A 21,225-nucleotide genomic window follows, 5' to 3' on the forward strand; every position below is an offset into this window, starting at 1 on the left:
AATTCTACAGTCGGGAAAAACTCCCGAAAAAAAACAAAGGCATAAGTGGTGTCGTGGCGGTCAGGTCATCGGCTGCGACGCTAGCTTCGGGATTTACGGACAAACCAATGCAAAGGTTCTCGATCAGCTTGATGGGTGCGTTGCTCGGCATTTCGCTCGTCACGGCCGCGGTCGAACAGTCGGACGCAAAGGTGGCGCTCACCCGGAGCGAGCGTTGCAGCAGTCTCAGCCACCAATTTGATGAAGCCCTCGAAACCCACGCCACGGCAACGCAGGTCACCGCGGCAAAGGCACTTCAAAGAAAGGGCAACCGGTTCTGCGCCAACAAGAAACAGGCACAGGGACTCCGGATGCTCGCAAACGCTTTGAAGCTGCTTGGAGTGACACCGATCGACCCGGTTCAGTGACACTCAAAAACCGACCCGCATAAAAAGGAAATGAAACCATGAAAAAGTCCATCCTCTCCGCACTCGGTCTCGCCGTCGCTCTCGCTTTCTCGATGCCGGCTCTCGGCAACGCAGCTACCACCACGACGACCGCTGCTCCCGCTGCCGCCACGACGGCCGCTCCGGCTGTGAAGACTGCTCCGAAGAAGGTCACTGCCAAGAAGAGCGTCAAGGCTGCCTGCAAGGTGTCCAAGACGCACAAGTGCCCGGTGAAGCACACCACCAAGAAGACCGCTCCCAAGGCCTGATCCAGGCTGACATAGCAAGCCTGTATGACAAGGCCGCTCCAGCCGCAGTTTGGTGGAGCGGCCTTGCCGTATCGTTCGGTTCATTGGCCGTGGTGATCCTTAACCCGATCGCAACTCCGGCCCGGTAGGACAATCCGCATGAAGAAGCGGCTTTCGTCCATTCTGCGCTCAATGGCCATCGGCGGCCTTGTGGTCTCCGCGGTGGCCAAGCTGTTGATCCAGTTCACCGCCAGCCCGGTACCCGATCCCGCCAGCGGGCGGACCGAACCTTCACTGTTCGCGCCGGCGGTATCCACCGACTGGGACTACATCACGCCGGGGCAAACCTGGGTGCTCATCGTGCTTACCGGCTCAGTGCTGGTCTGCTTCGTCGCCTGGCTGGTCGTCGCATGGATGGAACGCCGGGTGGATGCGGATGGATCCAGGCCGGATGCGCCATCGGTCGGCACCTCACGGCAATTGCAGGCCCGCCGCATCTTCGGCCGCCAGGGCCGTTGAACGGCGGTCGACAGTCCCCACATAGATTTGAATGGCCGCACCACCGGGAAGCCGGTTTGCGCGCGGATCGAAAATGGACGACCGCTTTCGCCCGTGACAAGATGAAAGCGAAATTGTCGCGTGAAATTGCCGGTTCCGATGCCTGAAATCACCACAAAACCTCAAACCAAAACGCAACCGAAGACCGAACGGCCGAAGCTCTACAAGGTCATCCTCGTCAATGACGATTTTACGCCGCGCGAATTCGTGGTGACGGTGCTGAAGGGCGAGTTCAAGCTGAACGAAGACCAGGCGCATCGGGTGATGATCACCGCGCACCGGCGCGGCGTCTGCGTTGTCGCCGTCTTCACCAGGGACGTCGCCGAAACCAAGGCGATGCGGGCGACCGATGCCGGCAAGGCCAAAGGCTATCCGCTAATGTTCACGACAGAGCCGGAGGAGTGAGGAGCTTACCGCCCCTCGCGGTACCACATCGATCCCATCGCCAGCAGCAACAGGCCGAGGCCGAGGAAGCCGCCGAACAGCGGCACGCGCGAGACGGCTTTGAGAACGCTGTCGTCGGTGGTGCGCAACCCGATCCAGTCGCTGCCGGCGGCCGCGCCGGCGGTGCGAACCGGCACGATGGAGGGCAGCGTCACCCCGCTGGTGAAGCCGCCAAGAGCCGATGATTGAGCCAGCCGGCGCACGCCGCCGCCGGTGGCTTCAGCCGGCGCTTTCAGCCGGCCCTCTGTGGAGATGACGTCGGAGAATTCCGGCGCGTTGACCGGACCGACATGGGCTAAGGCCGTCAGATCGCCATTGCCGATCTGGTAGAGGCCGATCTCGCTGGTCTCGATGCTGCCCAGGAAGACACCGGGTTCGGATTTTTCGAGCCTGACGATCAGCGCCTTGCCGGACGGCGTGATGACCTGCGCCGGGCCGGGATCGTCGCTCATCGTCTGGCGGCGGATTTCCAGCATCATGCCGCGGCCGTCGGCGGTCAGCCGCTCCTCTTCGAGTTCGGGTTCCTTCATCAGCCAATGGGCGATGCGCCGGTAGAGCTGGACATGCGGACCGCCACCCTCGAAGCCGCGCGCCCACAGCCAGCCCTGGTCGGAGAGCAGCATGCCGACACGGCCTTCGCCCTTGCGGTCGAGCAGCAGCAGCGGCCGGTTGTCGGCGCCCTTCATCACCACCTCGCCCTCGGGATTCTGGACGCCGATGGTGCGGAACCAGCGGCTCCAGTGCGGCGGCTCGGTCGCCGAGCCGTCGAGCCCACGCGTCACCGGATGACGCTGGCCGAGATCGGTGAGGCGCGGATAGAAAGCCTTGTCGATGACTTCGCCGGTCGGCATCGCCGGCAGCGCCGACATCAGCGGCGTGCGGGCGATCGAGCTTTCGCCGGCATATTCGGGGCCTGCGGCGATCAGCAGCGCGCCGCCCTTTTCGACGTATTCGGAGATGTAGTCGTAGTAGAGGATCGGCAGCACGTCGCGGTGCTGGTAGCGATCGAAGATGATCAGGTCGAAATCCTTGATCTTCTCGACGAACAGTTCACGCGTCGGGAAGGCGATCAGCGACAATTCGTTGATTGGCGTGCCATCCTGCTTTTCGGGGGGGCGCAAAATGGTGAAATGGACAAGATCGACCGAGGCGTCTGATTTCAGCAGGTTGCGCCAGGTGCGCTCGCCGGCGTGCGGCTCGCCGGAGACAAGCAGCACGCGCAAATTCTCGCGGATGCCGTCGATCAAGGCGATGGCGCGGTTGTTGGCGTCGGTCAGTTCATCGGGCTCTCGGTCTATAGCGAGTTCGACAATGTTGCGGCCAGCGCCGGGAATCGTCACCTGCAGCGGCATCGCCTTGCCGATGGTGGCCTCTTCGACAGCGACCTGCTCGCCATTGACCGAGACGCGGACGTCGACAGGGCCGGTTTCATTGTCGGTGGCGATGACGCGGTAGGTCATGTCGAGCGGCTTGCCGACCAGGCCGAAGCGCGGCGCGTTTTCGAAACGGATGCGGCGATCCTTTTCGTGGTCGTTGCCGGTGATCAGCGCATGCAGCGGGGCATTGAAGTCGGGCGCGCCGGCCGGCGCGTCATGCACTTCGCCATCGGTGATCATGATGGCGCCGCCGATACGCGAAGGCGGCACGTCGCGGAACGCGCCTTCAAGCGCGCCGAAAAGCCGCGTGTCGGTGCGCTCCTCGGCGGCTTCGGACTGGCCGGCCTCGACGACACGCACGTCAAACTGCTTGAAACGGCCAAGGCGTTGCTGGAGCCCGGCAAGGGCTTCGTCGGTCTGTTTGGTGCGCTCGCCGATGTCCTGGCTCTGGCTGCGGTCGACGATGACGGCGACGACGCTTTTCAGCGCCTCACGCTCCTCATTGAGGAAGACCGGGTTGAGCAGGGCGGCGCCCAGTGCGAGCAGCGCAGCGAGACGGAAGATCGCGCCGCGTTGGCGAAACCACAGGCCGACCAGTGCCAGCAATGCCAGCGGCACCAGCACAATAGCGAGCAGCGGCCAGGAGATGAGCGGTTCGAACGAGAGCGACCAGTTCATGCCTCATCCTCCCCCTTGTGGGGAGGATCGTTCCGGGCAGGGAGTGCAACAAAGAGCATCATCCTACTGCCCCAGCCGTTCGAGCAGCACGGGGACGTGCACCTGGTCGGATTTGTAGTTGCCGGTCAGCATGTACATCATGATGTTGACGCCGGCGCGCAGCGCATAGATGCGCTGCATCGGGTCCGATGGCACGGTCGGCAGCAGCGGGTCGCCGTTCTCGTCGACCGCCCAGGCGCCGGCGAAATCATTGGCGGTGATCATGATCGGCGAAACGCCGTCGCCGACACGCACCGGGCGGTTTTCGGCGTTGCTGGCTTCGAGCGACGCCTCCACCCAGAGTGGGCTGCCAGCAAAGCGGCCGGGAAACTCAGGCAAGATGAAGAACGACTTGGTCAGCACGTGGTCAGACGGCACCGGTTCCAGCGGCGGCACGTTGAGATTGCCCAGGATGTCGCGCAGCCGCTCCGTGGCAGGGCTGGTCGAATCGGCGCCGATGCCGTTGGCGAACTGGTCGCGGGTGTCGAACAGAACCGTACCGCCCTGCTGCATATAGGCGTCGATACGGGCGATCGCGGCTTGGGTCGGCATCGGGGCCGCAGGGTCGATCGGCCAGTAAATCAGCGGGTAGAAGGACAATTCGTCCTTGGAAATATCGACGCCGGCAGGCGCTCCCGGTTCGAGCGCGGTCTTTTCGATCAGGAAGCGGGTCAGGCCTTCGAGGCCGGCACGGCTGATCGAATCGACACCAGGCTCGCCGGTCAGCACATAGCCGATGCGGGTCTTTGAGATGTCCTCGATCGCGGCGGCATCGCCAGGCTTGGCGTCGTCGGCGCGGGCGAAGTCGGCATGGCCGAACAGCGCGCCGAATGCGATCAAAAGGGTTGCGGCGGTTGCAGCAGCGCGGGCGCGGCGCGGCCGGCGCGACAACAGGCCTCCCATCCAGAACACGGCCAGCGTGTCGAGCACCATCAGCACGAGAGCCGTCGTGACCAGCGGACCTTTCAGGTTGCGCGATTCGTCGAAGGCATACTGGACGGTGGTGACAGGCACGATGAATTGCGGGCGGACCAGCGGCACGAAGGCGCTGCCGGCTTCGAGCAGATTATGGGCGAAGACGCCGGTTTCGGAGCCGTACAGGCCGGGCGGGTTCTCGAACGTCACCGGCAGCGGGCCAGCGCCTGGCACCAGCGGCCTTGCATCCGGCGTTGGCGGCACCAGAGTGGCGTCGGCTGATATCATCCGATAGGGCGCCAGCGAGGTGGCGGCGGCTTCGGCATTGGCGACCGCCGCACCCTGGTTGCGCGATATCTGCACGATGCGGCGCAGCATCTCGACGAAGCTGCCGGAGATCGGCAGGTTCGACCACGTAGCCTCGGGCGTGACATGGAACAGGACCAGCGTGCCCTTGCCCTTCTTCAACCCGGTGACCAGCGGGGTGCCGTCAGCAAGCGTGGCCCAGGTGCGCTCGACGATGTCAGGCGTCGGCTCGGCCAGCACCTGCCTGGTGACGGTGACTTCGGCAGGCGGGGCGAGATCGGCAAAGGGACCGTTCTTCGGGAATTCGGTGACCGGCTGCGGCGTGGTCCACGACAACGCACCGCCGAGGGAGCGCTCGCCGGTGCGCAGCCGGACCGGCAGCAGATCGTCGTCATTGCCGGCGGCGGCCAGCCGCGAACCGGCAAAACGCACCAGCGTGCCGCCATTGTCGACCCAGTCGACCAGCCTTTGCCGAACCTGTTCGGGAATGGTGCCGACATCGGCCATAACGATCATCGCCGGCTTCTGCTCAAGGAGCTGCGGGATGGCGTCGGCGAGGTCGGCGCTCGACGGTTCGACCAGATCGGCGAAAGGCTGCAGCGCGCGGCGGATATAGTAGAGCGGCGACAGCAGCGGCTGCGCCTGGTCGGCCTCGGACTGGGACAGCAGGCCGACGCGGCGACGCTTGGAGCTCTCGTCGAGCACACGCACTGCACCCGCATGGCGCTCGCTGTCGAGGGCGATCGAGGCGAAGTCGTTGCGCAGTTCGAACGGCACGGCCATGGTGCCGGTGGCGGTGGATTCGCCCGGTGAGAAGGTCAGCGTCGCGTCGGCAATGCGGCGGCCCTTGTCGTCGAAGGCGCCCGCGGTCACTTGCGCCGGTGCCGGGTCGCCGGGTGCGCGGATGGCGGTCAGCGCGAAGCCGTCCACCTCGTTTTCGGCGCTGGTCAGGCCGGTGAGGGAAAGACGGTCGGAAACGGCCCAGACGACGCGCGCGGCGTTTTTCGACAGGAGCGTGTTGAAGGCGGCTTCGTCGCCTTGCGCCGCCATACCATCGGCGAGCACGGCGACGCTGGCGCCGGGCAAGGACTCCAGTGCTGCCGCGACGCGGGCATAGACGGCGGGTCGGTCGGTCGGGATCGGCCGCGGCTTTGCCGCGCGCAGCCGGTCGAGCGCGGCAGCGGCATCGAAGGGGCCGATCTCGGCATTGGGCTTTTCGGCGGTGAAGGCGATGATCACCGGAACGCCGTTCGAACCGGCATCGGCGATCAGCCGCTCGGCGGTGGCGACGCGCTTGTCCCAGTCGGCGGCACTTGCCCAGTCATTGTCCATGACCAGCGCAAGAGCAGCCCCTTCGGCCGGCAGCTTTTCGCGCGGATTGAACACAGGTTCTGCAAGGGCGGCGACAATGAGGGCCGCCATCAGCAGCCTGAGCAGTGTCAGCCACCATGGACTCTGCTGTGGCGTCTCTTCGCGCTTCAGCACGCGGGCCAGGATCTTCAGCGGCGGAAATACCTCGCTCTGCGGCTTGGGCGGGGTTAGCCGCAGCAGCCACCAGATCACCGGCAGCGCCAGCAGGCCCCACAGCACCATGGGAGCACCGAAAGAGAGCGGCAGCCAGCTCATGCGCTGACCTTTCCTGGCTGATCGCCAGCGGTCGGCCCGGCATGACCTGCGGTCAGCCCGGCATGACCGCCACCTGCGGTCAGCCCGGCATAGCCGCCATCGGCGGTCATTGCCATGTGAATGCGCACCAGCGCCTCGGAGGCCAGACGATCGGTGTGGTTGACCGTGAAGCTCCATCCAAGCCGCTTGCACCAGCTGGCCAATTCCCCGCGGCGGGCGGTATAAAGCAGGCGATAGTCATCGCCCAGCATTTCGGCGCGGCCGGCGGTCAGCTTGTCGCCGGTCTCGGGATCGGTGAATTCGGTGCGACCGGCATAGGGAAAGCTTTCCTCGGCCGGGTCAGCGACCTCGATCAAATGGGCGCGCACCCCGTGGCGGGCGAGCACGTCGAGCCAGGCCATGGTGTCTTCGACCGGGTCGAGGAAATCGCTGACGATGACGATGTCGCAGAAGCGGCGGATGCTGGTCAGGTCGGGCTTGGCGGGCAGGTCGGTGGCGTGGGTGAGTTGGGCCGCGATGCGCTCGGCGCCGTTGCGGGCGGTGAACGGATCGGTCAGGCCCGGCCAGGCGATGCGTTCGCCACTGCGCGACAGAAGCTCGGCCATGGCCAGCGCAAGCACCAGCGCGCGCGATTCCTTCGAAACGCTGGCGCCGGTCGACTTGTAGAGCATGGAAGGCGAGGGGTCGGCCCATAGCCATACCGTGTGGGCGGCCTCCCATTCTCGGTCGCGGACATAGGTGTGGTCGTCGCGGGCCGAGCGGCGCCAGTCGATGCGCGAGGAATCGCCTTCGACATAGGGTCGGAACTGCCAGAAATTCTCGCCGATGCCGCGCTTGCGGCGGCCATGCCAGCCGGCGATCACCGTGTTGACGAGGCGCCGGGCTTCGACCAGCAGGTCCGGCACCAGCGAGGCCCGCAACCGGCCACGGGCGAGCGCGTCGCGCGTCGCTGCCGGTGCCTGGACCTCGCCTATACGCGCCATCAGATGCCTTTTGCCAGTTTCGCCACCACGTCACGTACGGTTGTGCCCTCGGCGCGGGCGGCAAAGGTCAGCGCCATGCGGTGCTGCAGCACTGGCTCGGCCAGCGCGCGGATGTCGTCGACCGACGGCGCCAGTCGTCCATCATACAGGGCGCGTGCGCGGGCGCATAGTGTCAGCGCCTGGCTGGCGCGCGGGCCCGGCCCCCAGGCGACATGCTTGTCGGTCTCGGCATTGCCCTGGCCCGGGCGCGCCGAGCGCACCAGCTTGAGGATCGCCTCGACAACGCTTTCCGGCACCGGCATGCGGCGGATCAGGGTCTGGATCTCCTTTAACCGCGCCGGCTGCAGCACGTTTTCGGCCTTGGCGTCCTCGATGCCGGTGGTTTCCAGCAGGATGCGGCGCTCCGCCTCGATTTCCGGATAGAGGATGTCGACCTGCATTAGGAAGCGGTCGAGCTGCGCCTCCGGCAGCGGATAGGTACCCTCCTGCTCTAGCGGGTTCTGCGTCGCCAGCACGTGGAAGGGCGCCGGCAGGTCGTGGCGGGCGCCGGCAATGGTGACGTGGTATTCCTGCATTGCCTGCAGCAGCGCCGACTGGGTGCGCGGCGAGGCGCGGTTGATCTCGTCGGCCATCAGCAATTGCGCGAAGATCGGCCCGGAGATGAAGCGGAAGGAGCGCTTGCCGAATTCGTCCTGTTCCATCACCTCGGAACCGAGAATATCCGACGGCATGAGGTCGGGCGTGAACTGGATGCGTCGGGAATCGAGACCGAGCACGATGCCCAGCGTCTCGACCAGCTTGGTCTTGGCGAGACCCGGTACGCCGACCAGCAGCGCATGGCCACCGGCCAGCAACGCCACCAGCGTGCGCTCGACGACGCTTTCCTGGCCGAAGATGACGCGGCCAACGCCGTCGCGGACCCTGGAAATGTCGGCCAGCGCCTTCTCGGCCTGTGCGATCATGTCCTTCTCGCTGATCGGGCTTTCCTTGATCATCACGCTCATGTCGTATCGATCCTTGTGGTTGGAAATACCGGCTTGCACCATCAGTGCCGCAGAATGCCGCGATTCGGCCTCGCGTGGCGCCTGCATTTCAACTTAAATCACAGACTTAGGCTGACAAGCGGAACAACAGTGACTATTTCGTGACCATGACGGAACGATCCGAACACAACCGGGCCGAACACAGCCGGGAAAGCCTGACCGCCGCCACCGAGGCGCGCGGACTGGAAGCGCTGGTCTCGCGCGCGACCCGCGCCGGCAAGGGGCCTGCCCCGGTGGAGCGCTGGAATCCGGACTTCTGCGGCGATCTCGATATGGAGATCAAACAGGATGGCACCTGGTTCTACCTGGGTACGCCGATCGGCCGCATGCCGCTGGTGCAGCTGTTTTCCACGGTGCTGCGCAAGGACGCCGATGGCAAGACCTATCTGGTGACGCCGGTCGAAAGGGTTGGCATCCGCGTCGTCGACGCGCCCTTCACCGCCGTCGAGATGGATGTGTCCGGCACCGGCGACAGGCAGGTCATCACCTTTCGTACAAATGTCGGCGATTTGGTCGAGGCCGGACCGGACAATCCGCTGCGCTTCGTCGACGAGGACGCAACCGGCGGCCTGAAACCCTATGTTCTGGTGCGCGGGCGGCTGGAAGCGTTGGTGGCGCGGCCGGTGATGTATGAGCTGGTCGCACATGGCGAGGAAATTGAAGTCGGCGGCAGAAAGATGTTTGCCGTGCGCTCGAAGGGCGCGGTCTATCCGATCATGCCGGCCGAGAAACTGAAGCAGTTGAGCGCGTGATGGACAGCGTGACGCCGCCGCCGTTTTCAGCCGCGGATTTTCGTGCGCGCGTCGCGGCGCAGGCTGAAATGCATGACGGCGACGACTATGGCGACCATCGCTTCAATCCCGACCATCCGCGTTTGAAGCAGCTTAAGACGCTGCGCAATGCCGCTGTGCTCATTCCGGTTGTCGATCACGGACGCGATGCGACGGTCCTTTTGACCAAACGGGCGGAAAAGCTGCGCAGCCATTCGGGGCAGGTGGCTTTCCCAGGCGGCACGATCGATCCGACCGATGCGACGCCTGAAGCGGCGGCACTGCGCGAAACCTTCGAAGAGATCGGGCTCGGCGAGGATCTCATCGAGATCATCGGCCGCATGCCCGACTATGTCGCCGGCAGCGGCTACCGCATCGCACCGGTGCTGGGAATGGTGCAGCCGGGTTTTTCGCTGACGCTGAGTGCCGAAGAAGTCGACGCCGCCTTCGAAGTGCCGCTGCGCTTCCTGATGGACCCCGCCAACCATGCCAGGGACAGCCGCATGTGGAACGACCTCGAATGGTTCTTCTATGACATGCCTTATGGCGGCCAGCGCATCTGGGGCGTCACCGCCGGCATTATTCGTACGCTTTATGAAAGACTTTACACGTGAGCGGTCCGGTGTCGCTCGCGGGCAGGGCCGACTGGCTCGGCGAAAAGCACCTGCAGCGCCTGCTTGCAGTGCTGGCGGCTGGCGGCGAGGCGGCGCGTGTCGCCGGCGGCGCGGTGCGCAACACGCTGATCGGCCAGCCGGTCGCTGATATCGACATCGCCACCACTTGCCTGCCCGAGGAAACCATCCGCCGCGCCGAAGCAGCGGGCTTCAAGGCGGTGCCGACCGGTATCGAGCACGGCACCATCACCGTGATCGCGGGCGGCAAGCCCTATGAAATTACCACTTTACGCGCTGACATCGAGACCGACGGGCGCCGCGCCAAGGTTTCGTTCGGACGCGACTGGAAGGCCGATGCGGAACGGCGCGACTTCACCATCAACGCGCTTTATGCCGAAGCCGACGGGACGGTCGTCGATCTGGTCGGCGGCATCGCCGACATCGAAGCGCGCCGGCTGCGGTTTATCGGCGACCCGGAAGCGCGCATCCGCGAGGACTATCTGCGCATCCTGAGGTTCTTCCGTTTCTTTGCATGGTATGGCGACGGCCGGCCTGACGCCGAAGGGCTGAAGGCCTGCGCCCGGCTGAAGGAAGGGCTCGGCCAACTTTCGGCAGAGCGTGTCTGGTCCGAACTGAAGAAGCTTTTGTCGGCGCCCGATCCATCGCGCGCCTTGCTGTGGATGCGCCAGGCCAGCGTGCTGACCAGCGTTTTGCCTGAAAGCGAGAAATGGGGCATCGATGCCATTCATGGGCTGGCCAGGACCGAGAAGGATCTGGTCTGGACGCCGGACCCGCTGCTCAGGCTGGAGGCCATCGTGCCGCCGGATGCCGCGCGGATGAAGACGCTGGCTGAACGGCTGAAATTCTCCACCAGCGAAGCCGATCGCCTGCGGCACTGGGCGCTGACGGCTGCCGTCGAACCCAAGACGAGCGAAGGGGAACTGGCCAAAAAACTCTATCTTGGCGATCGACAGGGTTTTGCCGATCGCCTTCGGCTGTCGCTGGCTTCGGCACGGGCGCGGGCCGTCGAGGACAATGACGCGCTGTTGGACGCCGGCGGTTTTTCGCGCCTGCTTGCCTTTGCCACAAAATGGGAAAAGCCAGTGTTTCCGCTCAAGGGCGCCGATCTGACGGCGCTCGGCGCAGCGCCGGGCCCGAAGCTCGGCGCCATCCTGAAAAACCTTGAAAAGGAATGGATTGCGGCCGGTTTTGCGCCGGATCGCAGCGCGCTGCTGGAGCGCGCCACAGAGGCCTTGAAAGTCTGAGGGCTACGCCGCGTCGCGAACCTTTTCGATGCGCGAACGGATCGCCTCGATCATCGTCTCGCGGATGACCGCTTCGCCATGCGTCTCACGCATGTGCTCGACAGCACGGCGCATGACTTCTGCTTCCTCGCTGGCACGCGTGTGCCACTCACAACCGGGAACGAGCGAGCCACAGTGAAATTCCTTCATCGGATTTTTCCTTTTTCCTCCTCGGAGCGCCGCACCCATTCGCGCAGGCAACAGGCACTCCGGCATTTTGTTCGGCGCATGATCGGGTCACGCACTGGGGGAACAAGCATAACACGATTGATTGGTTTTGGTTGCGCCAGAAAGCCAGCCAAGACCAAAAAGGCGGAGCAGCGCTGCTCCGCCTTCTTACGCTACCCCGGAACAAGACCGGATATCGTCTGGTCTTGTTCCGGCGGGCAGGCCATCACTTCACGATCTTGACTGCTTCGGCAATTTTGTTCTTGCCGCTCATGTCCCACGAAACGCGGACCTTTTCGCCGGCCTTCAGGCCAGGATCCTTGAAGGTCTTGGGCAGCGTAAAGGTAGATCCGTCATCCAGAACAAGGCTGAGCGCCGTTCCGTCAAAGGTCTTGACCGTGCCGGTGGTGTGCTTGACCGCGGCGAATGCAGCGGTGCCAGAGGCGAGAACAGCAGCGGCGGCTGCCGTCATAATAAGCTTGCGCATGGCAGGCTCTCCTGGAAAATGAGGGCACCCGTTTGGGAAGGTGCCCCACTCAATTATGGGCCGTCCGGTCGCGTCGGGTCGCGGTTCGGGGGTAGTGAACCGCCGGCGTTTCCCGGCCCGGCAACGACAAATAATCCTGTTATTTCAATTGCCTATTAGACGAAAAAGATATTTTGGGTGCCACATTGCCGGCCGCATTCGGCCGATTGGGACCTGATTGCGGTTCACAGCCCGCTCACCAGAATTTTATGGCCATCTTACCTCGGGCGGCAGGCTGGACAGGATCGAGGCGACATTGCCGCCGGTCTTCAGTCCGAAGATGGTGCCGCGATCGTGAAGCAAGTTGAATTCGACGTAGCGGCCACGGCGAATGAGCTGTTCGTCGCGGTCGCCATCGGTCCAGTTGTCGTTGAAGTTGGCCCGCACCAGATGGCCGTAGACGACGAGAAAAGCGCGCCCGACATCCTGGACGAAGTTGAAATCAGCGTTCCAGCCGCCCTTGTCTTCGTCCGAATGCAGCCAGTCGAAGAAGATACCGCCGGTGCCGCGCGGCTCGCTGCGATGCGGCAGATAGAAATACTCGTCGCACCAGGCCTTGAATTTCGGATGGTCGGCGACATCAGCGTTCTTCTCGCAAGCGAATTGCATGGCCCGGTGAAAGGCGACCGTATCGGGATCGTCCTGGACGCGGCGGCGGCCGAGCACCGGCGTCAGGTCGGCGCCGCCACCGAACCACTGGCGCGAGGTGACGACCATGCGGGTGTTCATGTGCACGGCCGGCACATTGGGGTTCCATGGATGGGCGATCAGCGAAATGCCGCTCGCCCAGAAACTTGGGTCTTCCTCGGCGCCGGGCATCTGCTTCCTGAACTCAGGCGAGAACTCGCCATAGACCGTCGAGGTGTGAACGCCGACCTTTTCGAAGACACGGCCATGCATCATCGACATCGTGCCGCCGCCGCCCTTGCCGGCGTCGCGCTCCCAAGGCGTCTTTTCGAAGTGGCCGGGCGACCATGAGGCCAGCGGCCCCTGCAGGTCCTGCTCGATCTGCTCGAAGGCGGCGCAGATGCGCTCGCGCAGCGTCTCGAACCACAGCCGCGCCTTCATCTTCTTCTGTTCGATGTCGGCCGGCAGCCCCGCCGGTATTTCGGGTCGTTCCAAATGCTGTCTCCGGTTGCGGGCGTGCCCGACAAATGACTCGTCTTTTCCGGGCGCGATCCCTAATCTCTTAAGGGCAAGGGTCAAGTGAATAAGGGTTCTTTCGTGCGCACCCCGGCAAGACCATCGCTGGATGGGCTGAAAAAAAGGCTCGACAAAAGCCGTGCCGAGCGCGAGCGCATGCCGCGCGACGGCTTCCTGCGCGAGACCTTCGTGCTGCCGCGTTCCGATGCGCGCCTCAAGGCGAAGGAATGGTTCGAGCGCTTTCCCAAGCAAGCCTACTGGACCGAGATCGAAAGCTGGTTCGAACGGCCGGGCGATGTGATCGAGTTCACGATCAGGCGGCTGCCGGCGGCGGATTAACGCTCGACCACCAGCCTTCTCGCCCCGGTCCCTTCCTTTGCCAGCCGGTCCCCCTTGTTGCGCAGTGGGCATTTGTCGATCGACATGCAGCCGCAGCCGATGCAGTCGGTCAGCCCGTCGCGCAGTTTCTTCAACTGGATGATCTTCTGATCGAGCTCGTCGCGCCATGCCGTCGACAGCAGGTTCCAATCCTCTCGCGTCGGCGTGCGGCCTTCAGGCAATGATTGAAGTGCGGCACCAATCTCGGCCAGCGAGATGCCGACCTCCTGCGCTACCCTGATGATCGCCACCCGTCTCAGCACGTCGCGGCCGTAGCGGCGCTGGTTGCCTGATGTGCGGTGGCTGCGGATCAGCCCGCGCGCCTCATAGAAGTGCAGTGCCGATACCGCCACGCCGCTGCGCATGGCCACCTGGCCGACCGTCAATTCCGTAACTGGAGCCATTTCGTATTTTCCGCTTGACCTCAAGTTAAGTTGAGCTTGTAGCGATGAAACCCTGGATTTGCAAACCGCAAGAGAAGGCGATGTGTGCCTGGGTGAGAATGACGGGAGAGCGTGCCATTGTCGGCGGGAACGGGGCGCTGATGCCGGCGCCGGCCGATCGGCAAATGCTATCGGAGCTGCCGGATCGCTTCGCCCGCCACCATGGCAACGGAAAGCGCGACGTTGATGCTGCGCGCGCCGGGCTGCATCGGGATGGTCAGCCGCGCATTGGCCGCCTCGTGGACAGGGTCCGGCACGCCTGCGGATTCACGGCCGAACAAAAGAACGTCACCGGGGACGAAAGCAAAGTCCGTGTAGGCGATCGCGGCTTTGGTCGACAGCAGCACCAGCCGCCGCGCGTTGGTTTTGCGCCAATCCTCGAAGGCGTGCCAGTCGACATGCCGGGTCAGATCAGCCATTTCGAGGTAGTCCATGCCGGCCCGTTTCAGCGTCCGGTCGGAGAGCGGGAAGCCGGCCGGTTCGATGATGTCGACACCGAGACCGAGGCAAGCGGCGAAGCGCAGGATTGTTCCGGTATTACCGGCAATATCCGGCTGGTAGAGCGCGATGCGGAGACGATCGTTCATTTCCGCGTCCTTCTAATAAGTGGCAGATCGGCCACAGGGATCTCGCGGTTTTGGAAATTCCTGGACTGGCGGGTGGCCATTTTCTGCGAAATCGATTATACGGCCAGCATTGTCAACCCAAACCGATGGAGGGGTAATTCATGATGACCATGCACATCCAGCGCCCCTCCCGTGGGCTTACCTGCCTGCCGGCGGTTTCGGTACGACAATTCTCCTGAACTTTTAGACCTAGTCGCACCGATTCCCAGCCGAAACATTTTTCGGTCTTCGAAGGGATCCTGCGATGTTTTTCAAGCTGTCGAAGGGGCTGAACGCCCCACCCGAACACGCCTCGACCGATGTTCCCCCTGCCGCCGGTGCCATGCCCGCGGCCGGGTTTGATTCACCCTTTTATCTCTATTTTCACATGGAGGACGGACCGATGTTCGATCCCTATAGAATACCGGGTTCAAGAAGCCTGCACGAGCGCAAGATGGCGACCTGGGCGCTGCTGATCGGCGAAACCTATTCGTCGGCGGTCCACGCCGAGACCCGCCGCCGTCCGCATCGCGGCATGCTGCCGGATGTCGATTTCTCGCGCGCGGTTCCCGACTACAGCCGGCCGTCGCTGGTGCGCCGGATCATCAGGCTGATCCGGCCGGGTGCGAAAATCCGCCTTGTCGACACAGCGGCGTCAGGATCGTCGAAAGAGCCTGTCGGCGAAATGCGTTCGACACCCTATATTGCGCGAAACGAAGCCAGCGACTCGGGTGATTCCGAGCCGTTTGGCGTCGAAGTCGTGCGATCCCGCGCCGCGTGAGCGCTAACGAGCCTATCAAGAGTACCAAGACGATGTTTGCCTGGTTTGAAAAAAGGCTCGACCCGTTCCCAGCCGAGGAACCGGTCGAGCCGCCGAGGACGCTGATCGCCTTCTGCGTGCATTATACGCGTGGCGCGTGGCCCCACATCATCCTCGCCGCAGTGTTGATGTCGGCCATCGCCGCCACAGAGGTGTGGATGTTCGCCTTCCTCGGCAACATCGTCGACTGGCTTTCGGCGCAGAGCCGAGAGACTTTTCTGGCGAATGAGGGCTGGAGACTGGCGCGGATTGCGTTCATCGTGCTGGCTGCGCTGCCGGCCGGGGTGTTTCTTCATTCGCTGATCGCCCAGCAGACGCTGATGGGCAACTACCCCATGCGCATCCGCTGGCAGGTGCATCGCTACCTGCTCAAGCAGTCCATGACCTTCTATCAGGACGAGTTCGCCGGGCGCATCGCCACAAAGCTGATGCAGACGGCGCTCGCCGTGCGCGAATGCGTCATCAAGCTGATCGACGTGCTCAACTACGTCATCGTCTATTTCACCGGCATGCTGGTGATCGTCGGTTCTTCCGACTGGCGGCTGGCAGCGCCGCTTGTCGTCTGGCTCATCGGCTATATCGGGCTGCTGCGCTTCTTCATCCCACGGCTGGGCAAGGTTGGGGAGGAGCAGGCCAACGCACGCTCGACCATGACCGGCCGCGTCGTCGACAGCTACACCAACATCCAGACGGTCAAGCTGTTTTCCCACGCGCGTCGCGAGGCAACTTTCGCCAAGGAGGGCATGGCGGGCTTTCTCGGCACGGTCTACCGCTCGATGCGGCTGGTGACCCAGCTCTACGGTGCGCTCTACCTTCTAAATTCGACGCTGCTTTTTGCGGTCGGCGCGCTGTCGATCTGGCTGTGGCTCGGCCAGTCGGTGACGATCGGCGCGGTTGCCGTCTCGATCGGCCTCGTGCTGCGCCTCTGGGGCATGTCGCAATGGATCATGTGGGAAATGTCGGGCCTGTTCGAGAACATCGGCACGGTCCAGGACGGCATCGGCTCGATCTCGATGCCCCGCCTCGTCGAGGACAGGCCGGGCGCCAAGGATATTGCAGTGACCAGAGGCGAGATCCGCTTCGACGACATCCGCTTCCACTACGGCAGGCAGAAGGGTGTGATCGAGAGCCTGTCGCTGACGGTGAAGCCGGGCGAGAAGGTCGGCATCGTCGGCCGTTCTGGCGCCGGCAAGTCGACGCTGGTCAATCTTTTGTTGCGCTTCTACGATCTGGAAAGCGGACAGATCCTGATCGACGGCCAGGAGATCGCCTCGGTGACGCAGGATTCGCTGCGCGCCCAGATCGGCATGGTCACCCAGGACACCTCGCTGCTGCATCGGTCGGTGCGCGAGAACATCCTCTATGGCCGGCCCGACGCCTCCGACGAGATGCTGGTCGAGGCGGCGCGCCGCGCCGAGGCGCTGGATTTCATCGCTGGACTTTCGGATGCCGGTGGCCGCAAAGCTTTCGAGGCTCATGTCGGCGACCGTGGCGTCAAATTGTCCGGTGGCCAGCGGCAACGCATCGCCATTGCCCGCGTCATGCTGAAGGACGCGCCGATCCTCATTCTCGACGAGGCGACGTCGGCGCTCGATTCCGAGGCCGAGGCAGCCATCCAGGAGAACCTCTACAAGCTGATGCAAGGCAAGACCGTGATCGCCATTGCCCACCGGCTGTCGACCATCGCCGCGATGGACAGGCTCGTCGTCATGGACAAGGGCCGGGTCATCGAGGAAGGCTCGCATGAGCAACTCGTCGCCAGCGGCGGGCTCTATGCGCAGCTCTGGCAGCGCCAGTCGGGGGGCTTCCTGCTCGACGACGGGCCGGCCGACGCCGATGCCAAGGCGTCGGCCCCCGAATCCGAGATGGCCGCCGAGTAACACTCTGCGCGGTTCGCGCACGGGTCCATTGGAACGAAGGATTGCGGGAAATCCGATCCCGGGCGTAACCGCCTCCCGCAATTGAAACACAGTCGAAGCACAAACCGACACCAGACCAAGGGGCGGCCGGTTGTGGCGCCCACGAGAGAAAAATGTTCGATCGCATGTTCGCCTGGTTTGAAAGCCGTTACTCGCCGGTGGCGCTCGCCGACGACCGGCAGCCGCCGATGGGGCTTTGGAAGTTCTACGGCTATTTCATCAGGCAGTTTCGCACCGCATATTTCTTGCGCATGGCGATCGTTGCCGTGGGCGCCATTGCGGACGCGATGCTGCCGATTTTTGTCGGTTTGATCGTGGGCATGCTTGCCGACGCAAAGCCCGGACATTTTTTCGCGACACATGCGCCACTGCTGGCCACGATGGCTTTCGTCGTGCTGTTGCGTCCTCTCTTGATGGCAGTTGACGCGCTCATTCGCAATCACGCCATTGCGCCAAATCTCATCGACCTCGTGCGTTGGCAGAGCCATTGGCATGTCTCGCGCCAGGACTGGTCCTTCTTCCAGAACGACTTCGCGGGGCGCATCGGGACCAAGGTCATGCAAAGCGGCGATTCGGTGGAGATGAGCGTCAACCTTTCTATCGACGCCGTCTGGTATGCGCTGGTCTTCGTCGCCGTGGCCATAGTGGTGCTGGCGCAGCTCGATCCGGTTCTGCTGGCGGCGGTGACTGTATGGCTGCTATTCTACTGCCTGCTCTTCCTGATTTCGATGCCGCGGATCACGCGGTGGTCGACTGTATTGTCGGAACGGTGGTCGGCGGTGAGCGGCCGCATGGTCGACAGCTATACCAACATTCTGACGCTCAAGACATTCTCGACCGGCGAACATGAAGATAGATATGTCTCGCAAGCGGTGATCGAGCACGCCGACACGTTTTACCGACTGATGCGCGTTTTTACGCTCATGTGGTCAACGCTGTTCGTGCTGAACGCAGCGCTGCTTGTCACCATAAGCTGGCTCGCGCTCGCCGGTTGGAACGCCGGCCAGATGACGACCGCGGCCGTGGCAACCGCCATACCGTTCGCATTGCAGATCGCCAACATCTCAGGAAGGATACTCGATGTTGGCGCCAACGTTTTCCGGCAGATCGGTGTCGCCGGCAATTCAATGGCGACGATCGCGCGTCCAATCATCATGCAGGACAAGCCGGATGCGCCGGCCCTCGTTGTGAGCGCCGGCGGCATCGAATTCGACCGGGTGAACTTCAACTATTCACGCAAGGACGGTAAAGGCGGCGTCATCGACAATCTGTCGATGAAAATCGCGCCGGGCGAACGCGTGGGTCTGATCGGGCGTTCCGGAGCCGGCAAGTCGACACTGGTCAATCTAGTCTTGCGGCTATTCGATGTGCAGGACGGCAAGGTGTTGATCGACGGACAGGACATCCGCAACGTTTCGCAAGAGAGCGTTCGCGCGGCCATTGGTTTCGTCAATCAGGATACGTCGCTGCTGCACCGATCCGTTCGCGAGAATCTCAAATATGGGCGCCAGTCAGCCAGCGACGAAGCGATGTTCAGCGCTGCGAGGGCTGCCCAGATCGACGATGTGATCGCGGGATTGACCGATCTCAATGGTCGGAGCGGCTATGACGCGCTTGTCGGCGAACGTGGCGTAAAGTTGTCCGGCGGCCAGCGGCAACGCATAGCCATTGCCCGCGTCGTGCTGAAGGATGCGCCGATCCTCATTCTCGACGAGGCGACGTCGGCGCTCGATTCGGAAGTGGAAGCCGCTATCCAGGAGAACCTGTATAAGCTCATGCAAGGCAAGACCGTCATCGCCATCGCCCACCGGTTGTCGACCATCGCGGCGATGGACAGGCTCGTGGTTATGGACAAAGGTCGCATCGTCGAGGACGGCTCGCATGAGGAGTTGATCGTCAGAGGTGGGCTCTATGCCCAGCTCTGGCAGCGCCAGTCGGGCGGGTTCCTGATCGATGAAAAGCCGACCGCCGACGATCTGCCGGCAAAGGGTGAAGCCGCCGAATGATGACAGCCGTCTATCGTTGGTTCGAGAACTGGGTCTATCCGTTCCGGGAGCCCGCGAATCTTCGGCCACCTGCCAGTGTCGGCGGCTTCCTCTGGCATTATGTCGGGCAGGCGAAGGTCGCCTTCTTCGCCATGCTGGTCATTGGCGGTATCGCACCGCTGGTCGAAGCCGGCCTGTTCTATTTCGTTGGGCGGCTGGTCGACATTCTCGACCAGCTTCCCGCCGAACGCAGCTGGCAGGCCCTGTGGAGCGCTGCCGGCCCCGAGCTTGTCTTCATGGCCGCCGTGGTGCTGGTCATCCGCACCATTGTCGTTGGCCTATCGGCGCTGGTCGACGAGCAGACGATCACGCCAGGCTTCTACAATCTGGTGCGCTGGCAGGCGCACCGCCATGTCTCGCGCCAGTCCTATGCCTTCTTCCAGAACGATTTCGCCGGCCGCATCTCGACAAAGGTCTGGCAGGCGGGGCAAGCGACCGGCGACCTGATGGAAAGCTTCATCGAGGTCGTCTGGTTCATGGTCGTCTATACGGTGACGACGCTGGCTCTGGTCGCCGGCCTCGATCTCAGGCTGGCGGTGCTGGTGGTGATCTGGATCACCGCCTTCGGCTGGCTGGCAAAACTCTATCTGCCGGCGATCCGCAAGCACGCCGAGGCAACCGCCGAGGCCGGTTCGATGATCACCGGCCGTATCGTCGATTCCTATTCGAACGTGCAGACGCTGAAACTGTTTTCCGCCGATGGTGACGACCGTTACATCAGGAACGGCTTCGACATCTATCTCGACGCGCTGCGTCCGTTCACCCGCAGGCTGACCGGCGTGCGCATGGCACTGACGACGCTGTCGGGCATCATGATCACGGCGATCGCCAGCTTTGCCATCTACCTCTGGGTCGAAGGCTCGATTACCGTCGGCGCCGTCGCCTTCACGCTGTCCCTGGTGTTACGGCTCAACATGCTGCTCGGGCGGTTGATGATGCAGCTCAACGGCATATTGCGAAACCTCGGCGTGTTGGAAAACTCCAAGGCGCTGATCTCGCAGCCGCTCGGCCTGATCGATGTGCCGGATGCCAAGCAGTTGGTGGTGACCGGTGGGCGTATCGAGGTCAAGAACGTCGAATTCCACTATGGCAAGGGATTCGGCGTGCTCAATGGCATCGATCTCGTCGTGCGGCCGGGCGAGAAGGTCGGGCTGGTCGGACCGTCCGGCGCCGGCAAGACGACGCTCGTCAATCTGATCTTGCGCCTCTACGACCTCGAGGGCGGAAAAATCACCATCGACGGGCAGGATGTCTCCAAAGTGACGCAGAATTCGCTGCGCGCCAATATCGGCGTCGTCAGCCAGGATACCGCACTTTTCCACCGCTCGCTTCGCGACAACATCAAGCTCGGCATGCCGGAAGCGACCGATAAGCAAGTGATCGCGGCGGCGAAGAAGGCCGAGGCGCACGACTTCATCCTCGGTCTGCGCGACAACCGCGACCGTGCCGGCTATGAGGCGTTTGTCGGCGAGCGCGGCGTCAAGCTGTCAGGCGGCCAGCGCCAGCGCGTGGCGATCGCCCGCGTCTTCCTCAAGGACGCGCCGATCCTGGTGCTGGACGAGGCGACTTCGGCGCTCGATTCCGACATCGAGGCGGCAATCCAGGAGAACCTGACGCGATTGATGGAAAACAAGACGGTCATCGCCATCGCGCACCGACTGTCGACGATCGCAGCACTTGACCGCCTGGTGGTGCTCGACGGCGGCCGCATCGTCGAACAAGGCACGCATGACGAGCTGGTGGCGCTCGACGGGCTCTATGCGCGGTTGTGGAAGCGGCAGTCCGGCGGGTTCCTCTATCACGAGGACAGCGTGCTGGAAGAGACGAGACCGGCGGAGTAGGGAGGCGA

At 63.4% G+C, this 21,225-nt stretch carries 21 protein-coding genes; 12 read left to right on the forward strand and 9 right to left on the reverse strand.

What is annotated here, in order from left to right; all coding sequences use genetic code 11:
* The first annotated feature begins 107 nt into the window (after positions 1–107).
* The 4 genes from LHFGNBLO_RS15935 to clpS all read left to right on the forward strand — a co-directional run bounded on the left by LHFGNBLO_RS15935 (position 108) and on the right by clpS (position 1,636).
* Positions 108–407, forward strand: a complete 300-nt coding sequence (locus LHFGNBLO_RS15935; RefSeq protein ID WP_258609750.1) for a hypothetical protein — start codon at positions 108–110, stop codon at positions 405–407.
* Positions 408–445: 38 nt separating this feature from the next.
* Positions 446–694, forward strand: a complete 249-nt coding sequence (locus LHFGNBLO_RS15940) for a hypothetical protein (protein ID WP_258608885.1) — start codon at positions 446–448, stop codon at positions 692–694.
* Between the two features lie 138 nt (positions 695–832).
* Positions 833–1,192: a hypothetical protein gene (locus LHFGNBLO_RS15945; protein WP_258608886.1), complete on the forward strand. Its 360-nt coding sequence runs from the start codon at positions 833–835 to the stop codon at positions 1,190–1,192.
* Positions 1,193–1,330: 138 nt separating this feature from the next.
* Positions 1,331–1,636: an ATP-dependent Clp protease adapter ClpS gene (gene clpS / locus LHFGNBLO_RS15950; RefSeq protein ID WP_258609751.1), complete on the forward strand. Its 306-nt coding sequence runs from the start codon at positions 1,331–1,333 to the stop codon at positions 1,634–1,636.
* Between the two features lie 5 nt (positions 1,637–1,641).
* Here clpS and LHFGNBLO_RS15955 read toward each other — a convergent pair whose 3' ends face one another.
* The 4 genes from LHFGNBLO_RS15955 to LHFGNBLO_RS15970 form a co-directional block, all read right to left on the reverse strand.
* Positions 1,642–3,729, reverse strand: a complete 2,088-nt coding sequence (locus tag LHFGNBLO_RS15955) for a hypothetical protein (protein WP_258608887.1) — start codon at positions 3,727–3,729, stop codon at positions 1,642–1,644.
* 63 nt (positions 3,730–3,792) lie between these two features.
* Positions 3,793–6,615 (reverse strand): DUF4159 domain-containing protein, encoded by a 2,823-nt coding sequence (locus LHFGNBLO_RS15960; protein ID WP_258608888.1) that lies wholly within the window; start codon positions 6,613–6,615, stop codon positions 3,793–3,795.
* Complete coding sequence (locus LHFGNBLO_RS15965; protein ID WP_258608889.1) at positions 6,612–7,598, reverse strand: DUF58 domain-containing protein; 987 nt, start codon at positions 7,596–7,598, stop codon at positions 6,612–6,614. The genes LHFGNBLO_RS15960 and LHFGNBLO_RS15965 overlap by 4 nt, the downstream gene beginning before the upstream one ends.
* The gene (locus tag LHFGNBLO_RS15970) at positions 7,598–8,602 is read right to left on the reverse strand and encodes an AAA family ATPase (protein WP_258608890.1); all 1,005 of its coding nucleotides are present in this window, start codon (positions 8,600–8,602) and stop codon (positions 7,598–7,600) included. The genes LHFGNBLO_RS15965 and LHFGNBLO_RS15970 overlap by 1 nt, the downstream gene beginning before the upstream one ends.
* Positions 8,603–8,748: 146 nt before the next feature.
* On the opposite strand from LHFGNBLO_RS15970, the gene LHFGNBLO_RS15975 reads away from it, so the two are divergent.
* Genes LHFGNBLO_RS15975 through LHFGNBLO_RS15985 form a run of 3 tightly spaced genes read left to right on the forward strand, consistent with a single transcriptional unit; the run spans position 8,749 to position 11,290 of the window.
* A complete protein-coding gene (locus LHFGNBLO_RS15975; protein WP_258608891.1) occupies positions 8,749–9,393 on the forward strand; it encodes a DUF1285 domain-containing protein in 645 nt (214 codons plus the stop codon).
* Complete coding sequence (locus tag LHFGNBLO_RS15980; RefSeq protein WP_258608892.1) at positions 9,393–10,025, forward strand: CoA pyrophosphatase; 633 nt, start codon at positions 9,393–9,395, stop codon at positions 10,023–10,025. The genes LHFGNBLO_RS15975 and LHFGNBLO_RS15980 overlap by 1 nt, the downstream gene beginning before the upstream one ends.
* Complete coding sequence (locus tag LHFGNBLO_RS15985) at positions 10,022–11,290, forward strand: CCA tRNA nucleotidyltransferase (RefSeq protein ID WP_258608893.1); 1,269 nt, start codon at positions 10,022–10,024, stop codon at positions 11,288–11,290. Before LHFGNBLO_RS15980 ends, LHFGNBLO_RS15985 begins: the two co-directional genes overlap by 4 nt.
* 3 nt (positions 11,291–11,293) lie before the next feature.
* Here the strand turns inward: LHFGNBLO_RS15985 and LHFGNBLO_RS15990 are convergent, their stop codons facing one another.
* From LHFGNBLO_RS15990 to hemF, 3 genes are all read right to left on the reverse strand, one after another.
* Positions 11,294–11,479: a DUF1059 domain-containing protein gene (locus LHFGNBLO_RS15990; protein ID WP_258608895.1), complete on the reverse strand. Its 186-nt coding sequence runs from the start codon at positions 11,477–11,479 to the stop codon at positions 11,294–11,296.
* A gap of 244 nt (positions 11,480–11,723) precedes the next feature.
* Complete coding sequence (locus LHFGNBLO_RS15995; protein WP_258608896.1) at positions 11,724–11,984, reverse strand: DUF1344 domain-containing protein; 261 nt, start codon at positions 11,982–11,984, stop codon at positions 11,724–11,726.
* 246 nt (positions 11,985–12,230) lie between these two features.
* Positions 12,231–13,145, reverse strand: a complete 915-nt coding sequence (hemF, locus tag LHFGNBLO_RS16000; RefSeq protein ID WP_258608898.1) for an oxygen-dependent coproporphyrinogen oxidase — start codon at positions 13,143–13,145, stop codon at positions 12,231–12,233.
* A gap of 102 nt (positions 13,146–13,247) precedes the next feature.
* Here hemF and LHFGNBLO_RS16005 point away from each other — a divergent pair, with 102 nt between their 5' ends.
* On the forward strand, positions 13,248–13,505 hold the full coding sequence (locus tag LHFGNBLO_RS16005) for a hypothetical protein (RefSeq protein ID WP_258609752.1): 258 nt from the start codon (positions 13,248–13,250) through the stop codon (positions 13,503–13,505).
* Here the strand turns inward: LHFGNBLO_RS16005 and soxR are convergent.
* On the reverse strand, positions 13,502–13,948 hold the full coding sequence (gene soxR / locus LHFGNBLO_RS16010) for a redox-sensitive transcriptional activator SoxR (protein ID WP_258608900.1): 447 nt from the start codon (positions 13,946–13,948) through the stop codon (positions 13,502–13,504). The genes LHFGNBLO_RS16005 and soxR overlap by 4 nt on opposite strands.
* A gap of 167 nt (positions 13,949–14,115) precedes the next feature.
* Positions 14,116–14,574 carry a tRNA (cytidine(34)-2'-O)-methyltransferase gene (locus LHFGNBLO_RS16015; protein ID WP_258608901.1) on the reverse strand — a complete coding sequence of 153 codons (459 nt, stop codon included), beginning with the start codon at positions 14,572–14,574 and terminating at the stop codon, positions 14,116–14,118.
* A 283-nt stretch (positions 14,575–14,857) separates the two neighbouring features.
* Here LHFGNBLO_RS16015 and LHFGNBLO_RS16020 point away from each other — a divergent pair, with 283 nt between their 5' ends.
* The 4 genes from LHFGNBLO_RS16020 (at position 14,858) to LHFGNBLO_RS16035 (ending at position 21,217) form a co-directional block, all read left to right on the forward strand.
* Positions 14,858–15,373, forward strand: a complete 516-nt coding sequence (locus tag LHFGNBLO_RS16020) for a hypothetical protein (protein WP_258608904.1) — start codon at positions 14,858–14,860, stop codon at positions 15,371–15,373.
* Between the two features lie 32 nt (positions 15,374–15,405).
* Positions 15,406–17,292: an ABC transporter ATP-binding protein gene (locus LHFGNBLO_RS16025; RefSeq protein ID WP_258608905.1), complete on the forward strand. Its 1,887-nt coding sequence runs from the start codon at positions 15,406–15,408 to the stop codon at positions 17,290–17,292.
* A 152-nt stretch (positions 17,293–17,444) separates the two neighbouring features.
* Positions 17,445–19,337: an ABC transporter ATP-binding protein gene (locus tag LHFGNBLO_RS16030; RefSeq protein ID WP_258608906.1), complete on the forward strand. Its 1,893-nt coding sequence runs from the start codon at positions 17,445–17,447 to the stop codon at positions 19,335–19,337.
* Complete coding sequence (locus tag LHFGNBLO_RS16035) at positions 19,334–21,217, forward strand: ABC transporter ATP-binding protein (RefSeq protein WP_258608907.1); 1,884 nt, start codon at positions 19,334–19,336, stop codon at positions 21,215–21,217. Before LHFGNBLO_RS16030 ends, LHFGNBLO_RS16035 begins: the two co-directional genes overlap by 4 nt.
* Positions 21,218–21,225: the final 8 nt, after the last annotated feature.

Source organism: Mesorhizobium sp. AR10, assembly GCF_024746795.1.
Taxonomy (GTDB): domain Bacteria; phylum Pseudomonadota; class Alphaproteobacteria; order Rhizobiales; family Rhizobiaceae; genus Mesorhizobium.

Coding starts and splice junctions, on each gene's coding strand:
- LHFGNBLO_RS16015 (WP_258608901.1), bottom strand. CDS start 14,574: ATGAACGATCGTCTCCGCATCGCGCTCTACCAGCCGGATATTGCCGGT.
- clpS (WP_258609751.1), top strand. CDS start 1,331: ATGCCTGAAATCACCACAAAACCTCAAACCAAAACGCAACCGAAGACC.
- LHFGNBLO_RS16025 (WP_258608905.1), top strand. CDS start 15,406: ATGTTTGCCTGGTTTGAAAAAAGGCTCGACCCGTTCCCAGCCGAGGAA.
- LHFGNBLO_RS15990 (WP_258608895.1), bottom strand. CDS start 11,479: ATGAAGGAATTTCACTGTGGCTCGCTCGTTCCCGGTTGTGAGTGGCAC.
- LHFGNBLO_RS15960 (WP_258608888.1), bottom strand. CDS start 6,615: ATGAGCTGGCTGCCGCTCTCTTTCGGTGCTCCCATGGTGCTGTGGGGC.
- LHFGNBLO_RS15970 (WP_258608890.1), bottom strand. CDS start 8,602: ATGAGCGTGATGATCAAGGAAAGCCCGATCAGCGAGAAGGACATGATC.
- LHFGNBLO_RS15980 (WP_258608892.1), top strand. CDS start 9,393: ATGGACAGCGTGACGCCGCCGCCGTTTTCAGCCGCGGATTTTCGTGCG.
- LHFGNBLO_RS16030 (WP_258608906.1), top strand. CDS start 17,445: ATGTTCGATCGCATGTTCGCCTGGTTTGAAAGCCGTTACTCGCCGGTG.
- LHFGNBLO_RS16035 (WP_258608907.1), top strand. CDS start 19,334: ATGATGACAGCCGTCTATCGTTGGTTCGAGAACTGGGTCTATCCGTTC.
- LHFGNBLO_RS16020 (WP_258608904.1), top strand. CDS start 14,858: ATGTTTTTCAAGCTGTCGAAGGGGCTGAACGCCCCACCCGAACACGCC.
- LHFGNBLO_RS15945 (WP_258608886.1), top strand. CDS start 833: ATGAAGAAGCGGCTTTCGTCCATTCTGCGCTCAATGGCCATCGGCGGC.
- LHFGNBLO_RS15965 (WP_258608889.1), bottom strand. CDS start 7,598: ATGGCGCGTATAGGCGAGGTCCAGGCACCGGCAGCGACGCGCGACGCG.
- LHFGNBLO_RS15975 (WP_258608891.1), top strand. CDS start 8,749: ATGACGGAACGATCCGAACACAACCGGGCCGAACACAGCCGGGAAAGC.
- LHFGNBLO_RS15955 (WP_258608887.1), bottom strand. CDS start 3,729: ATGAACTGGTCGCTCTCGTTCGAACCGCTCATCTCCTGGCCGCTGCTC.
- LHFGNBLO_RS15935 (WP_258609750.1), top strand. CDS start 108: ATGCAAAGGTTCTCGATCAGCTTGATGGGTGCGTTGCTCGGCATTTCG.
- LHFGNBLO_RS15995 (WP_258608896.1), bottom strand. CDS start 11,984: ATGCGCAAGCTTATTATGACGGCAGCCGCCGCTGCTGTTCTCGCCTCT.
- LHFGNBLO_RS15940 (WP_258608885.1), top strand. CDS start 446: ATGAAAAAGTCCATCCTCTCCGCACTCGGTCTCGCCGTCGCTCTCGCT.
- soxR (WP_258608900.1), bottom strand. CDS start 13,948: ATGGCTCCAGTTACGGAATTGACGGTCGGCCAGGTGGCCATGCGCAGC.